11 protein-coding genes and 1 pseudogene are annotated in these 14510 nt (G+C 38.4%); 3 read left to right on the plus strand and 9 right to left on the minus strand.

The features are described from left to right. Positions 1-3 precede the first annotated feature (3 nt). On the plus strand, positions 4-738 hold the full coding sequence (locus ABVT42_RS07780; RefSeq protein ID WP_353873977.1) for a 16S rRNA (uracil(1498)-N(3))-methyltransferase: 735 nt from the start codon (positions 4-6) through the stop codon (positions 736-738). Positions 739-981: 243 nt separating this feature from the next. On the opposite strand, the gene ABVT42_RS07785 is transcribed toward ABVT42_RS07780, so the two are convergent. From ABVT42_RS07785 to ABVT42_RS07800, 4 genes and pseudogenes are all read right to left on the minus strand, one after another. Further along, entirely contained in the window at positions 982-1146 is a 165-nt protein-coding gene (locus ABVT42_RS07785) for an SEC-C metal-binding domain-containing protein (protein ID WP_367023618.1), read from the minus strand. A 179-nt stretch (positions 1147-1325) separates the two neighbouring features. Further along, positions 1326-2333, minus strand: coding sequence for a cytochrome-c peroxidase (locus tag ABVT42_RS07790; RefSeq protein WP_353873976.1), 1008 nt, complete (start codon positions 2331-2333; stop codon positions 1326-1328). A gap of 282 nt (positions 2334-2615) precedes the next feature. Continuing rightward, the gene (gene rimK / locus ABVT42_RS07795) at positions 2616-3530 is read right to left on the minus strand and encodes a 30S ribosomal protein S6--L-glutamate ligase (RefSeq protein ID WP_353874196.1); all 915 of its coding nucleotides are present in this window, start codon (positions 3528-3530) and stop codon (positions 2616-2618) included. A gap of 60 nt (positions 3531-3590) precedes the next feature. Further along, positions 3591-4001 (minus strand): annotated as a pseudogene (locus ABVT42_RS07800) (ATP-dependent zinc protease family protein); the annotation flags it as partial. 239 nt (positions 4002-4240) lie between these two features. Between ABVT42_RS07800 and ABVT42_RS07805 the strand changes: the two are divergent. Next, positions 4241-5056, plus strand: coding sequence for an MOSC domain-containing protein (locus ABVT42_RS07805; RefSeq protein ID WP_353873975.1), 816 nt, complete (start codon positions 4241-4243; stop codon positions 5054-5056). A gap of 242 nt (positions 5057-5298) precedes the next feature. Beyond that, the gene (locus ABVT42_RS07810; RefSeq protein ID WP_353873974.1) at positions 5299-6303 is read left to right on the plus strand and encodes a nucleoid-associated protein; all 1005 of its coding nucleotides are present in this window, start codon (positions 5299-5301) and stop codon (positions 6301-6303) included. A gap of 49 nt (positions 6304-6352) precedes the next feature. On the opposite strand, the gene ABVT42_RS07815 is transcribed toward ABVT42_RS07810, so the two are convergent. The 5 genes from ABVT42_RS07815 to asnB form a co-directional block, all read right to left on the minus strand. Further along, positions 6353-7138, minus strand: coding sequence for a class I SAM-dependent methyltransferase (locus tag ABVT42_RS07815; protein ID WP_353873973.1), 786 nt, complete (start codon positions 7136-7138; stop codon positions 6353-6355). A 97-nt stretch (positions 7139-7235) separates the two neighbouring features. Then, positions 7236-8645: a pyridoxal phosphate-dependent decarboxylase family protein gene (locus tag ABVT42_RS07820; RefSeq protein WP_353873972.1), complete on the minus strand. Its 1410-nt coding sequence runs from the start codon at positions 8643-8645 to the stop codon at positions 7236-7238. A gap of 151 nt (positions 8646-8796) precedes the next feature. Continuing rightward, positions 8797-11817: a TonB-dependent receptor gene (locus ABVT42_RS07825; RefSeq protein WP_353873971.1), complete on the minus strand. Its 3021-nt coding sequence runs from the start codon at positions 11815-11817 to the stop codon at positions 8797-8799. Between the two features lie 509 nt (positions 11818-12326). After that, positions 12327-12641, minus strand: coding sequence for a LysR family transcriptional regulator (locus ABVT42_RS22425; protein WP_417281475.1), 315 nt, complete (start codon positions 12639-12641; stop codon positions 12327-12329). A 78-nt stretch (positions 12642-12719) separates the two neighbouring features. Beyond that, positions 12720-14423 carry an asparagine synthase B gene (gene asnB / locus ABVT42_RS07835; protein WP_353873970.1) on the minus strand — a complete coding sequence of 568 codons (1704 nt, stop codon included), beginning with the start codon at positions 14421-14423 and terminating at the stop codon, positions 12720-12722. Between the last annotated feature and the right edge of the window lie 87 nt (positions 14424-14510).

Genomic DNA, 14510 nt, shown 5'->3' on the forward strand with positions numbered 1-14510 from the left:
TTTATGCGCTATCATCGCTTTTACACATCCGACAAACTTTCTCCCGGAAATAACTACCAGCTACCTAAAGAAGTTGCCCACCATTGTATTCAGGTTTTGCGTTATGCAGTCAATGCGCAGCTCGTTTTATTTAATGGTGATGGAGCTGATTATCTGGCAAAAATTACCGAAATTAATGGAAAACAATGCCATGTTATAGTGGAAGATAAAACTGTAATTGACAATGAATCACCCATTTATATTCATCTATTACAAGGTATTGCTCGTGGTGAAAAAATGGATTTAATTATACAAAAAGCGGTAGAGCTAGGTGTAAATGAAATAACACCTATTTTTACTGAAAGATGTAATGTGAAACTTGATGCAAAACGTTTGCCTAAAAAACTTGCCCACTGGCAAAGTGTTGTGATTAGTGCCTGCGAACAATCTCAACGCGCAGTAATTCCAAAAATTAATCCGCCGAGTAATATAAAGACACTCATCGGTACTGATAAAATTATGTCTTTATATCTTGATCCTGGTGCCGAACATTCAATTAACCACCTATTAAAACAATATTCCAAAAATGATAAACTCAATATTGTCATTGGACCTGAAGGTGGTTTTTCTCTAAACGATATTAACCACTTAGTTGATATTGGTGCCACCCCTGCTTTGATTGGTCCACGAGTATTACGCACAGAAACCGCAGGACTTGCGTGTATTGCTGTGGTGCAATCAACTATTGGTGACTTTTAATCTGATATATTTTTTATTGGCTAGTCATGTTTCTCAGGTAACGTTAAATTTTGATACCAGAGTCAATTTAAAAAAGCTAAGTATTAAATACGCCTATTCAATTAGAAAATAAGTACAGTGTCACTTAGCCCATTCATATAAATGATTCGAAAGTTAAATGTTATTGTTCGCAAAAATGATTTTAGCGACGATAATAATGACGTTTAGCTCCGTCAAAAATTCCCCGACTTAAGACAACACTTTTTAAAATAACCTCCCAGAACCACAAGGACAGGGATCATTTCGACCAAGTTTTTCGATAAGTTCCTTGTCTCCGTGAACAATGCGATCACCACGCTTGACTTGAGTTTCTGAAGGATAATCTTTGCGACGTTTACTGGTTACTTCAAAAGCACACCAGATTTTGATATTGAGTTTTCATAATAACGCTCCCTGAAATTAAATTAAGTGAAAGGGTCTTACTTAAATAAATTAGAAAAGAGCTGAATCAGTAAAATTCAACTTATTAGAAAGAATATGGAGCATCAGCAAAAATAACTTTTGCTGATGCTCGCGATTATATATCAAATAACTTCAATGGCTAATGGCTACTGTGCAAATGGTTGGGGTCGAGGTGTGGCACTGGAAGATGGCGGCAAAATCGGTACGGTCAGCGTTGGCTGCTCGCCGGTTAAAGTTTTCAGGAAAGCAACAATTTTTGCATTTTCTGCTTTGGTAAAGTCTCGCCCTATTTGAACTTTTGCCATGATATCTACGGCTTGCTCTAATGTATCAACACTTCCATCATGAAAATAGGGATAAGTCAGTTCAATATTTCTTAAAGTAGGTACTTTAAAAACATGTTTATCTTCTTCTTTTCCAGTAACCGCTATTCGGCCTTTCGCTTCATTAGTGGTTTTATAAGGTTGTGCAATCCCCATCTTTTGAAATGAATTACCACCAACAGCAGCGCCGTTATGACAACTAATACAGCCACTTTGTTTAAATAACTGATAACCTTCCAGTTCTTGTTGATTAATTGCATCTTTATTACCTAGCAACCACTGATCGAAGCGAGAGTTAGGTGTAATCAATGTTTTTTCAAATTCAGCAATAGCTTGAGTGACTTGTTCAATCTCAATACCTTTATGGTTAAATATTTTTTTAAATTCTTTAACATATTGCGGAATAGAATTGAGTACATCAACCACTAACACATGTGAGGCAGCCATTTCTTTTGGATTTTCAATTGGACCACCAGCTTGTTCTTTAAGATCAGCGGCTCGACCATCCCAAAATTGCGCTAAATTTAAGCTGGCATTTAACACAGTGGGAGAATTAATCGGCCCTTGTTGCCAATTATGACCAATTGAAGTCGCCAGATTATCAGTCCCTCCACGACTTAAATTGTGGCAGGAATTACAGGAAATAAATCCAGACTTTGAAAGTCGAGGTTCAAAAAATAATTTTTTTCCTAGTTCGGCAAGTTGTTTATTAACAGATGTAACGGGTTTGATGGGTTCGATGGGTTCCTTGACGCTTGCTTTCGGCCCAAATCCCAAGCTACCAACACTCAAAATCGACATTAAAGTCAATTGCAGCCTTATTGTTTTCATTTATCTCTCCGTTGGGAATATGATATTGGTTGGCAAATTAACTAGACATCCAATAGATATCCAAAGCCATTTGAGTCGGAGATTATAAACATCAAAAATCACAATAAAGTGTACAGACTACACAGTATTTAGAGATATTTTTACCCAATAAATGAGGTAACCCTGTTCTTATTTCAATAAGAGATAAAACAATTTATTGTGATATTTTTCATTAAATTAAAAATTAAAATCTGACTATTTGCAGTTAGTAATTTTGACAAATTAATGACAGTTTCCAAATAATTACCTAATCCGCCATCCAAGTTTTTTCTCAATACTGACAACCATCATGCTGGCAATATCTTTACCTGTTGCCGACTCAATCCCTTCGAGTCCAGGTGATGAATTAACTTCTAGTAACAATGGACCATTTCGTGAACGAATAATATCGACACCCGCAACTTTTAGTCCTAAGGTTTTAGCAGCAAGTATTGCCAACCTTCTCTCTTCGGGTGTGATTTTTACAATAGAGGCCGAGCCACCTTGATGAATATTCGCGCGAAACTCACCAGGTGCTGCAGTTCGTTGAATTGACGCAACCACTTTGCCATCAATGACAAAACAACGTAAATCTTTGCCATCCGCTTCTTTAATAAACTCCTGTACCAACAGATTAGCTTTCAAGGATTTAAACGCATTAATAACGCTCTCCGATGCCTTACGAGTTTCGGCCAGCACCACACCGCGACCTTGTGTACCTTCTAATAGTTTTACAATTAATGGCGCACCACCAACCATTTCGATCAAGTCGGTAGTATCAATGGGCGAATTAGCGAATCCCGTAGTAGGAATATCAATCCCGCTTTTAAGCATCAACTGTAATGAATACAATTTATCACGAGATTGTGCGATGGCATCTGATGAATTAAAGGTAAATACCCCCATACTTTCAAATTGCCGAGTCAATGCACACCCATAAAAAGTTAAGCTGGGTCTGATTCGAGTAATTACCGCATCTAAATCTTTGAGCACTTTGCCGCCACGATAATGCACCTCGGGACAAACCGCATCGAGCTTCATATAACATTGCTTTATATTAAAAAAGTCAATTTGATGACCGCGTTGTCTAGCAGCTTCAATAATGCGTTTGTTGCTGTATAAGTCAGGATTACTGGCAAGCAATCCGACTTTTAAACCATTATTTAAATGTGAATCAATTCGTGGATAGAAATTTTTGACATCTTTATCACTGTAATGGCCCAGGCAAAAACTCTCTTCTGGATCAACGATCATTCGACCTTTCATTGCTTCTCGGCCAAGCAACATTCGATATCCCATTGAGTCTCGACTGGTAAGTGTGACTTCAACTTCCCAAATATCTCTCCCTGCTCGCATTTGAGTTTTGATGACATAACGCTTTTCCGACATGCCACTTGAACTTTTAACACGACGCCTATCAAAGACTTTTGCTTCGCAGCGAATGATAGTCGAACGATCGAGTTGCAAGGGATGCACTTCAAAGCTTAACCAACTCTCTCCATCACGTTTAAATGCCTGAATATTAAATGCATGTAATGAGGAAGTTTTGGCGCCTGAGTCAACTCTGGCCTTTACCGCCGGAATTCCTAACTGTGGAAACGCACACCACTCCTCACTACCAACAATAAATTTATCCTGATTGTTTGTCATTTGGCCTTCTTACAATGCTATTTCGTGGCTAAAACACCACTGAACGGGTTAATAATTATCATGTTTTTACTTTTCTAATCGCTCATCAGCTCACAGCCGTTTTATTCGACGATTATTTTTGTTGATTCTATTTTATCAGTTCTTGCTTAAAGAGATTAACTCCTTTAAATTGTCCACTCTTCTTGTCATTATTTAGTCAAAAGTCTTTATTTTTGATGCAATCCTGATCAGGTTATCAAATGAGCGCAAACCCCAAAACTTTTTTAAGTGAAATCTCCATTTATCCCGTTAAATCACTCAGTGGTATCCAACTAGATGAGGCTAAAGTTGAAACCATTGGTCTGCAACAAGATAGAACCATGATGTTAATTGACGAAAATAATGTTTTCATTACCCAGCGCAAATACCCCGAACTGGCTCTACTTGAAGTAAAACTCAAACATAACACAATACTTATAAAATCGCCAAAACAGCAACCAATTCAAATATCTGCCAGCGACTTTCAAGTAACACCACTCCCAGTCACCATCTGGAAAGATAACTGTTATGGTTGCGTTGCCAGTGAGTCCATCAACTCATGGTTTAGTGAGTATTTAGGATTTACCGTCAAGTTGGTGACTTATTATCACACTAATCCACGCCCGACTGATGTTAAGTATTCGAAACCCGGTGATATAGTAAGCTATGCGGATGGTTATCCTGTTTTGGTAATTTCAAGTGGGTCATTAGCCGATTTGAATTCGCGTCTGCAACAACCGGTATCAATGAAGCATTTTCGGCCCAATATTGTTATCGACAATTGTGAGCCCTATGCCGAAGATGATTGGCAACAAATTCGTATCGGTGAAGTAATATTTGATGCAGTAAAACCCTGTAGTCGATGTATTCTCACAACCGTTAATCCACAAACCGGTATCAAGGATCCGCAACAAGAACCCTTAAAAACGCTGACTCAATATCGCAAATTTGATAGCGGCATCATTTTTGGCAAGAATCTTATTCCTCACTCATCAGGAAAAATTAAATTAGGTGATCAATTAACCATTATTCGCTAAGTTAACTGACAACATACCTGAATAACAACTTTTTGCTTTAATGATAATTAGCATCAACCGCTATAAGCTTTTATTTATTCATCAGTTTGTTCAGCATCAAGGTTATATTTTAAACAGCAATCAAGCAGAGCAAGACAGTGCTGTTAATTTTCGCTACAATGGCTGGCTAGTGTTTTGCCCATTTAACAATCGCTTAAAAACCGCTTGACTTCATGGCTCTTAATTTTTCCTAAGTTATTAACATGTCTATAAAAAACAGCATAATCCACGCTTTAAAGCGCACCGTAGACGGTGGTGAAATCTCTATTCAGACTCGTGAGACAGAAATTCCCCCCGAGGGTCCAATTGTTTCCTTGTTTACTCAATTGAAACAAAGCTTCCAACGCAGCGCGCAGCGCCAATATGGCTTATTTGATCCGCAACAATCAGATAATCCATTACCCGGCTGGTTAAAACAATACGAAAAAGAATCCATGAGCTTTTTGAATGTCAGCAAAAAAATAACCGAACATTTAAAAACAAAGCTCGAAGAAATTAAAGAAGGATTAAGTGCTCATATTTTAATCGTTACCGAAGAGTTATTAGAAGAAAAACAACTGTATATCTTTTGGATAAATCACACCGAAGCGCAGTATATTGACTCAGAACTAGATGTCGATATTATTGAATATATTGACGGTAGTAAATTTCAGTTTGCCCTCAAACTCGACTTCAACCAATGGCAAGTTGAAAACTGGCAACAATACCTTTCGGTGATTACCGCTCGTGGCAGTAAAGATTTGGCACACGCCTTTTTACAATTTTGTGGCTTTGTTTCCAGTGTTAACTTGCAAGAACAAACTAACGAGTTCTTATCAATTGTTGATGAATATACGCAAACATTAACACCAGAAGAAAGTAAACAATACAAAACCAAAATTGTTGATTATTGTGTTGAGCAAGATATGCAAGGTAATGCAGTAAACATTAAAGACTTATCGGAAGAACTAAACGCCAATGACCCTGAGCATTTTTCAACATTTGTCAAAGAAAAGCAGGAAGATCCTAAAGAAGAAATTTATGCTCACCGCAATAGCTTGAAAAAATTTGTACGATTTTATGGCCGTGAAAAAGATTTAAGCATCAGCTTTTCTTCTGATATGATGGGTGATAACGTCATATTTAATCCTGAAAGTGGCGAGCTCATCTTAAAGTCTATCCCCAAGGCATTACAACAACAATTGGCTAAATATTTAAAACAAGATTAATCGCTTATTCTTATTTTAGATGCTAGATTGAGTTTCATTTAATTAAGTATCAAGATGAAGACAAGACTAATTCATAAGCAGCCTGACCACTGTTAACATATTTTTTTTCAAACAGCGTTACAGGCTCAATAACGCTGACTTCATTGACGGCAAAAAGTAGCCCAGTCAGCAACTCCCAAGCTCGGGCAAATTCTGCTAAATAAAGTAACCAATTGCTTCTTAAAATAGTGTGTTTCGCTAATGGTTGCAAATAAGGAAAAACAGGATGTCCGTGCCAACGTCGTTTTAAGTGAACAGACTTGGGCCAAGGATTTGGATAATAGATATAATGATGCGTAATCGGCAACTGATATTCAACACTCAATCGCCAAATATCTTCGCAGTTAGCTTGAATTAATAAACAATTTTCGGGTAATAATGTTGATTGTCGATTTTTACTAAGTCGATAAATAGATTGGTCAACACCGACAACTAACGCATCTGGATTTTTTTCAGCTAATGCTATCGTGCTCATTGCAGTTCCACAACATGAATCCAATATGATTTGTGGGAGTTTACCTATTGAAAATTTTTCATATAACAAATTAAAAGCCACAATATTATGCTGGCGAATAGGCCGCTGATAAGGATGATAAATATGTTTATTTACGATCACATCCAGATTTTTATGTAATCCATTTTGATTAGAAGTCACTCGCTTCGAGTGATACTGAAATAAGTTGCTCGTTAAATGATGGTTGGCTAATTTGGCCGAAATCTCAGATGACAAGTTTGAAGTTCGGTTAAATTGACTTTCGTTAGAAACTAATAAACTTGTAATTTTTTTATTCTTCACCACCGACATACCCATTAACAATTAATCGGCATGATTATAGACAAATATTCGCCTGATGGAAAATCAACATTCCATCAAGCTTAATAATGATAGTTTATCAATTCAATTGTTTTGCGATATCTTGCAAACATTGTATAGCAATATCAATATCGAGCTGGTCAGTTTCCCAGTTACTTAGTGCCATACGAATAATATTTTTACCTTGCCAACGCCCGGGACTTAAAAATAAGCGTCCATCTAAATTAATTGCTTTTAAATATTCGGCAGTCTTTTGATTAGCTATATCAAGTTGAAGGTTGTCACATGCTGGTCGAAACAACACAACATTCAGTTGGCAAGGATGTACCAATTCATATTCAGCTGATGCATCAATTTTTTGCGCTAATTGCTGTGCTAAATTCACACTTTGATTAATCCAGCTGGCAATACCTTGCTTGCCATAGGCCAATAAGGTAAACCATACAGGCAACGCTCTAAAACGCCGTGAATTTTCTATACCTAATGCTAAAAAGCTAGGAGCTTCATGGTTTGATGCCAAATAAGGAGCAGGCACATTACAACTGGCAAAAAGTTTGTCTAAATGGCGTGTTAAAAAGACACCACTTTCATAAGGCACATTCAACCATTTATGACTATCGAGAGTGATCGAGTCAGCCAATTCAATGCCATCCACCAGATTTCGCTTTTTCTCATCATCTAATAGTCGGGCAAATAAGCCAAACGCCGCATCAACATGTAGCCATGCATTATGCTGTTGCGCAAGCTGACTAATGGCTTGTAAGTCATCAAAGTCGGTTAGCGTTACAGTGGCTGTGCTGGCAATAATAATTTTAGCTGGCTTTTGAGAAGCTTCTAATAATTCTGCTAGATGTTGAACATCAATAGCTTCAGAGTCAGGCTTGGCATTTACCCTAGTGACACTTTGTTGTCCAAGCCCTGCCATTCCCAAACTTTTAATCATACTTGCATGCGGTGTTGTCGCAAAAATTTCAACTTCTAACTGGTAAGCACCTTGCTTGGCCACATCAATACCTTGTTGCTCTCCGGCAAATTGTCTGGCACATAATGCTCCCAAAAAATTCGATGCAGTCGCCCCAGTTGTAATGATGCCATTAAATGTTTCTGGCAAGTCAAACATTTCACAAAGCCAACGAATCGTATGTCGTTCAACTTCACAGGCAACTGAGTCACCATCAAAAGATAAGTTTTGATCAAAGGTACTCACGAGCCAATCAGCAAAAGTTGCTACGGGAGTTGCACCTCCAGTAACAAACCCCCAATATCGAGGTCCTCGTGATGCTGATAACTGTGGAATAATATGATCACATAAATACGCTAAAGCTTGATGAAATCCTTCGCCTTGTAATGATACAGGAAGCTTGGCTAATTGAGGCGTAATTTGTCCAACAGGTCTTTCATCTAAATCTGCCATAAAATTACGGGTAATTTGAGCAAAAACATTTAAATATTCATCAAGATTTTGCCAGTCAGCTTTTGAGGGTGACATATTTTTTCCTTCTCAGTCAAACAATCTAAAATGAGAATAGCAAATCCTGACAATCAAAAAACAGATACAGATTAATTGAAATTGATAATTAACAGATTAGCGTTAAACAAAAGCATCAACACAATGTTGATGCTTTTAATTGGTCAACGGATTAGAAGAATTGATAACGAATGGTAAAGTCTACACGACGTGGCGCCTGAAATCCGGTAGGCGATAAAAAGTTTGGATTAACTTCGTTATTATCTCTGGCCAAATCTTTTTGTTGGTTTACTTCGGTAACTGTATCAAAATTAAATGGATTAAACACATCGACCTGTAACGTTAAACCTTCAACAGCTTCTGGCCGATAGTTGATCCCCATATCCAATGTATACAACCAATCGGTTTCACCATAAGCACCACGCTTACTAAGCTGTGATACGCCATTTTCATCTTTACAATAAAAACTTGATGCGCTGTAGCGCTGAAAGTTTGCATAATCAAATGAAGTATCGCCAGCATGTTCAGTGCCTGGTTCACCAATCAATCCTTCTAACGGGATATAACCATTACAACTGGTTGGCGACCCGGATGATGCACTGATACGCCCAGTTAATGTCACTTCATCGGTGAGCTTATAAGCACCATAAGCTTTAAATTGATGTCGACGATCATTTGGCAAATAGCCATCACTACCTTCCTGATAGCGATAGTGATCAAAATCCTGAGTAGCTCCGGCGTCTTCTTGTCCCAAGGTTGAATTCACATAACCTTCTACATTACCTTTGCTATAAGATAATAAATAGGAAACATTCACAAAAAAGTCATCATTAAATGTTCTCTCTGCGGTGAATTCGAGTCCTTTATAAGTTCGTTTATATTCAGGTAACTGAAAATATTCATTCGGTACGGTAACGTGAGTCAAGTTACCATCATGTTCCAAGTCAATAAACAAACTTAAGTCTTTTCCTGGATTAACGATTAAACATCCTGACATGGTTCCAGGATAAAAATTAGTAAATCCATTATCTTGTGCCCAGTTATAAAACCCATCGTGCGCACAAAAGTCATCCATTCCATCACGCACCGTCTTATAAATTAATTTAGCACCGCCCGTCCAGTTTTCTCCCAGTTCTCGCTGATAACCAATAATCAGTTCATCTTGATGCATTGGCTCTAAATCAGATACAGCAATCACCCGTGGATCGGGCACTTGAATATCAATAATTTCACTTCCAAACTGAGCACCCAGACCAATTGGTTCACCCGTTGCAACATCAAAGCCATCGGTATAAAAATATTTTTGTGTGTAGGTTTCAGTGCGTGTCGCTCGAATATTGGTATTCGATGCGATAGGAATGAAATAGCGTCCTACACTAGCAAATAATTTTTGCGTACCATCTCCCATTAAATCCCATGAAAAACCAAGACGTGGTGCAATTAAATCATCCGCTTCAACAAACACTTCATTATTTGCAGCGTAGTTAGTAAAAGTTTCATTTCGTATTCCCAAATAAAGCATTAGATCATCATTAAACATCCAGCTATCTTCAATGTAAAACGCCGTATTATCGACTTTGAAGTTACCCGATTGAGTCGCATAAGTTCTCTCGCGAACGGTTAATGTACCTACGCCAACATCAACTCCATTAACAACTCCCCCATTAGCATCATTACCAGAAATATAACGATAATAGCGCTCTCCAGAATAGGTCACACCAGGAGAATAAGAAATAAATTCCTGACTATCGTAACCAAAGCGAATAGTGTGATCACCAATAGTCCAGTCAAAATCAAATTTTAAAGCAGTGCGTTCATCGCCATCGGAGCGAAAATTTGGATCGGTTATAAAATCATTCGATTGATTCCAGCAACCTATGTACACCCTATCGGTCCAGGTTAAATCGCCTGAAGTATCCCAAGCCAATGGGCATTCACCGCCTGGAAAAACACGAGGATTTTCATTATCTTCTTTATTCGACAATTCGCCGTACATTACCTTGACACTAAAGTCATCAGTTAAATGTCCAATGTAATTAATAATTTTAATATCACCGCCATTTTCTTCGGTATAGCTGGCAATTTCTTCACCATGAATACCAGTATTAATTTCACCTACTGGATTTTTGTAATCGGTTTTTTCTTCATCCGTTTTGTTTTGAATATAGGTCATCGACAATTGATGATTGTCTGTCACAAACCAATCGAGTTTAATTAACGCATTGGGTGATGTAATTTCTTGATGAGTACTAGTACTGGTGTAGTACCAGTCATTAGTATTTTTACGGCCTTCAATGTTGGCAAAAATAAATAATTCATCTTGAATAATAGGACCACCAATTGAAACATTGTAAGCCAGTCGACTATTGTAATCATCCGAATCATAAACACTAAAAGCACCATTAATTGAGCCTTTATCAACCACATCTTTTCGATCCGCTCGCAGGCTATCGGGGGTATAATAAACGGCAGCGCTAACTTCCCACTCATTACTACCACTTTTGGTAACAATATTAGTGACACCACCAAGTGACCGACCAAACTCGGCACCATAGCCGCCAGACTTTACCTGGGTTTGTGAAATGGCATCAAACGGTAAATTGGCATAATTAAGAAAAGTACGAATATTGGTGACATCAAACCCATCAATATAATAACCATTCTCAGCAACTGAAGCGCCACCAAATGAAGGTAAATTTCCAAAGTCATCATCCCCCTGTACAGTGCCAGGCGTCAGCATTGCCACATCAACCAGATTTCTGGCGACTGGCAGCAGGCTGATTTGTTCATCGGTAAATACCATTGTAGATTCAGAAGAAGACATATCAATTGAAGACACCCGAGTCCCCACAACTCGCACAACATTTTCTTGGCTATCCATAAAGTCAACCGCTGATCCAGTACCAATTTTAACAATAATTTCGCGGGTTTTACCGTCGCTTGTGGTAACTACATAGCGACCAGGCGGCACATCTTTAAAATTAAATCGACCATCTTTGCCAACAACAACCGTTCTTTTCGCACCGGTTGCTTTGCTTTTGTAAGTAATGCTGATTCCTGTTTCTGCCTCCCCATAGATGGATCCGGTATTATTACTCGATGCTTGCACGCCTAATGGTACAGCCAGCAATGTCGAAACCGCCATTGCCGCAAGCGTTAGTTTAAACTTTTGTTTGAATTGTTTTTTATTCATGTGATGCCCCAGTTTTTGTTTTGTTGTTTTAAATTATTTTTTATGTAGTTATTTTTTGGCGTACAACAACCAAAAACGGTCAAATGGTTACCGCCAGTTCTTATTAGTTCTCATCAATTTTTATTGAATTTTTATTGAATTATTATTGAACGACAGAAGCTATCTTAATTTTTGGCAAAAAACAATAACTCAGTATCAAATATCTTGAAATTAGATATTTCAGAATAAAATTACCATTGAATCCAAGGAAGTGTTCGTTAATAAGGAGTTTAGCGTTTTTGCATTGCAAAAACATTTATCTCAAAATAAAATTCTAAGCGGCTATAGCAAGTTTTCCAGTAGATGGAAAATGAGAATAGTAAAAAGGTGATAGTCATTGATAAAGCCAGATAGACCAAAACTTAATCTATCTGAACTTTATTAGCGATGAATTAAAAGTGAGGTATTCCCTCAAATTGCTGCTACTTCGCTAGCCAATTGTGGCAACGAGTAATGGCAACGGCCCGAAATTATCGACCCATTGAGGCAAACTGGCTTAAAGAAACCGGGCGATGATATCCATTAACCTCATTTGAAAACTCTTTAATTTCATTGACGGTGTCCATAATTGCTCTGGCTTTTTCCAACACAACACGACCTTCATCGGTTATGCCAACCAAGCTCTTACCGTTGCGGCAAAATATTTCCATCCCCAGTTCTTCTTCCAGTAAACGAAGCTGCTTACTGACCCCTGGTTGGGAAGTATATAACCGCTGAGAAGCTAAGGTAATGTTCAGGTCACTCTCAGATATGGCTAAAATAAATCTAAGCTGTTGAAGTTTCATCGCTAAATTATCTCCTGTTAAGTTACAACAAATTGGGGTATTGCTTTATGCCATTTTATTCAAATGGCATAAATTTATTTACTTACTGACAGCGTCGGCATGAACACCAGCAACTGCTCTGCCTGAAGGATCAGAGTTATTGGCAAAACTGGCATCCCAAGCTAATGCTTCTTTAGTGCTACATGCAATAGACTTTCCACCTGGCACAGTGGCCGCTGCACTATTTGATTTAAATTTACTTTCAAACAGTTTGCGATAGAGTAAGCCTTCTTTGGTATCAGGTGTATTGATTGGATAATCAATTTCTGCACGTTGCATTTCAATATCTGAAATCTGTGCTTCAGCATAATCTTTTAATGAATCTATCCAACTGTAACCTACGCCATCAGAAAACTGCTCTTTTTGACGCCATAAGATTTCTTCTGGTAAATAACCTTCAAAAGCTTCACGCAGAATTCGTTTCTCTATCTTGCCGTTACCACACATTTTAGCTTCGGGGTTAATCGACATTGCAGCGTCAAGAAACTTCCGATCTAAAAATGGGACTCGAGCTTCAACGCCCCAAGCGGACATTGCTTTATTGGCACGCAGACAGTCAAACTGATGTAAGCGCTCCAGTTTACGTACAGTTTCTTCATGAAATTCACGTGCATCAGGCGCTTTATGGAAATACAAATAACCACCAAAAATTTCATCAGCACCTTCGCCTGACAGCACCATTTTAATTCCCATTGATTTAATTTTTCGAGCCATTAAAAACATCGGGGTAGATGCACGAATGGTTGTTACATCGTAAGTTTCTAAATGGTAAACAACATCTGCCAGCGCATCGATACCTTGCTGAACGGTAAAATGAATTTCATGATGAATGGTACCAATCATATCAGCAACTTTTTGTGCTGCGGCTAAATCGGGAGAACCTTTTAAACCAACCGCGAAGGAGTGTAGTTGAGGCCACCATGCCGGGCTCTTCTGATCATCTTCAATTCGTTTAGCCGCAAAACGTTGAGCCACTGACGATATAATTGATGAGTCCAGACCACCAGAAAGTAAAACCCCGTAAGGTACGTCTGACATCATGTGCTTTTTCACTGAAGCTTCAAGCGCTTCGCGAACCATTTCGGGTGATGCAGGTTTGTTGACCACTGCTTCGTAGCTTTTCCATTCTGGCTTATAATAAGGCTTGATTTCGCCTTGAGCACTATCTAAATAGTGTCCTGGTGGAAATAAATAGACTTCGCGGCATACATCACTTAGCGCTTTCATCTCTGAAGCGACATAAAGTTGACGCAGTTCGTCGTAACCATAATAAAGTGGAATAATACCAATTGGATCACGGGCAACCAAATAGCGATTGTTCACCTGATCAAACAAAATAAAAGCAAACATCCCTTCCAGTTGATTCAGTCTTTTTTCTATTTGAACTGCCGAAACCTGATTGCTTGCGGTTAAATCCTGGGCATACAGCCCCAAAATGACTTCACAATCAGATTTGGTTTGAAATTGATATTGACTGACTTCGTCAATCGCTAACTGGCGGTGATTGTAGATTTCACCATTAACTAACAAGGCTAAATTTCCATTATTATTCAGCAGTGGCTGCTCGCCACTCTCAATATCAACGATTGCTAATCGCTCATGGACCAAAACCGCGGTATCGGTCTCCCACACCCCAGACCAGTCAGGTCCGCGATGGCGTTGTTTTTGAGACTGTTCAATCGCCAAACTACGTAGCGCTTTAACATCTCCTTGAATGTCCAATATACCAAAAATGGAACACATGGAATTTCACCTTTTGCCAGCTTAATTATTGTTGATAAAAATAGTTTGAGTGATTAGTCAAGTCTGACTTTCAAACCGATATTTTAC

The sequence above is a fragment of the Aliikangiella maris genome (assembly GCF_040719265.1).
In the GTDB taxonomy this organism is placed as follows: domain Bacteria; phylum Pseudomonadota; class Gammaproteobacteria; order Enterobacterales; family Kangiellaceae; genus Aliikangiella; species Aliikangiella maris.

Coding starts and splice junctions, on each gene's coding strand:
- ABVT42_RS07780 (WP_353873977.1), top strand. CDS start 4: ATGCGCTATCATCGCTTTTACACATCCGACAAACTTTCTCCCGGAAAT.
- ABVT42_RS07790 (WP_353873976.1), bottom strand. CDS start 2,333: ATGAAAACAATAAGGCTGCAATTGACTTTAATGTCGATTTTGAGTGTT.
- ABVT42_RS07805 (WP_353873975.1), top strand. CDS start 4,241: ATGAGCGCAAACCCCAAAACTTTTTTAAGTGAAATCTCCATTTATCCC.
- ABVT42_RS07810 (WP_353873974.1), top strand. CDS start 5,299: ATGTCTATAAAAAACAGCATAATCCACGCTTTAAAGCGCACCGTAGAC.
- ABVT42_RS07820 (WP_353873972.1), bottom strand. CDS start 8,645: ATGTCACCCTCAAAAGCTGACTGGCAAAATCTTGATGAATATTTAAAT.
- ABVT42_RS07825 (WP_353873971.1), bottom strand. CDS start 11,817: ATGAATAAAAAACAATTCAAACAAAAGTTTAAACTAACGCTTGCGGCA.
- ABVT42_RS22425 (WP_417281475.1), bottom strand. CDS start 12,641: ATGAAACTTCAACAGCTTAGATTTATTTTAGCCATATCTGAGAGTGAC.
- asnB (WP_353873970.1), bottom strand. CDS start 14,423: ATGTGTTCCATTTTTGGTATATTGGACATTCAAGGAGATGTTAAAGCG.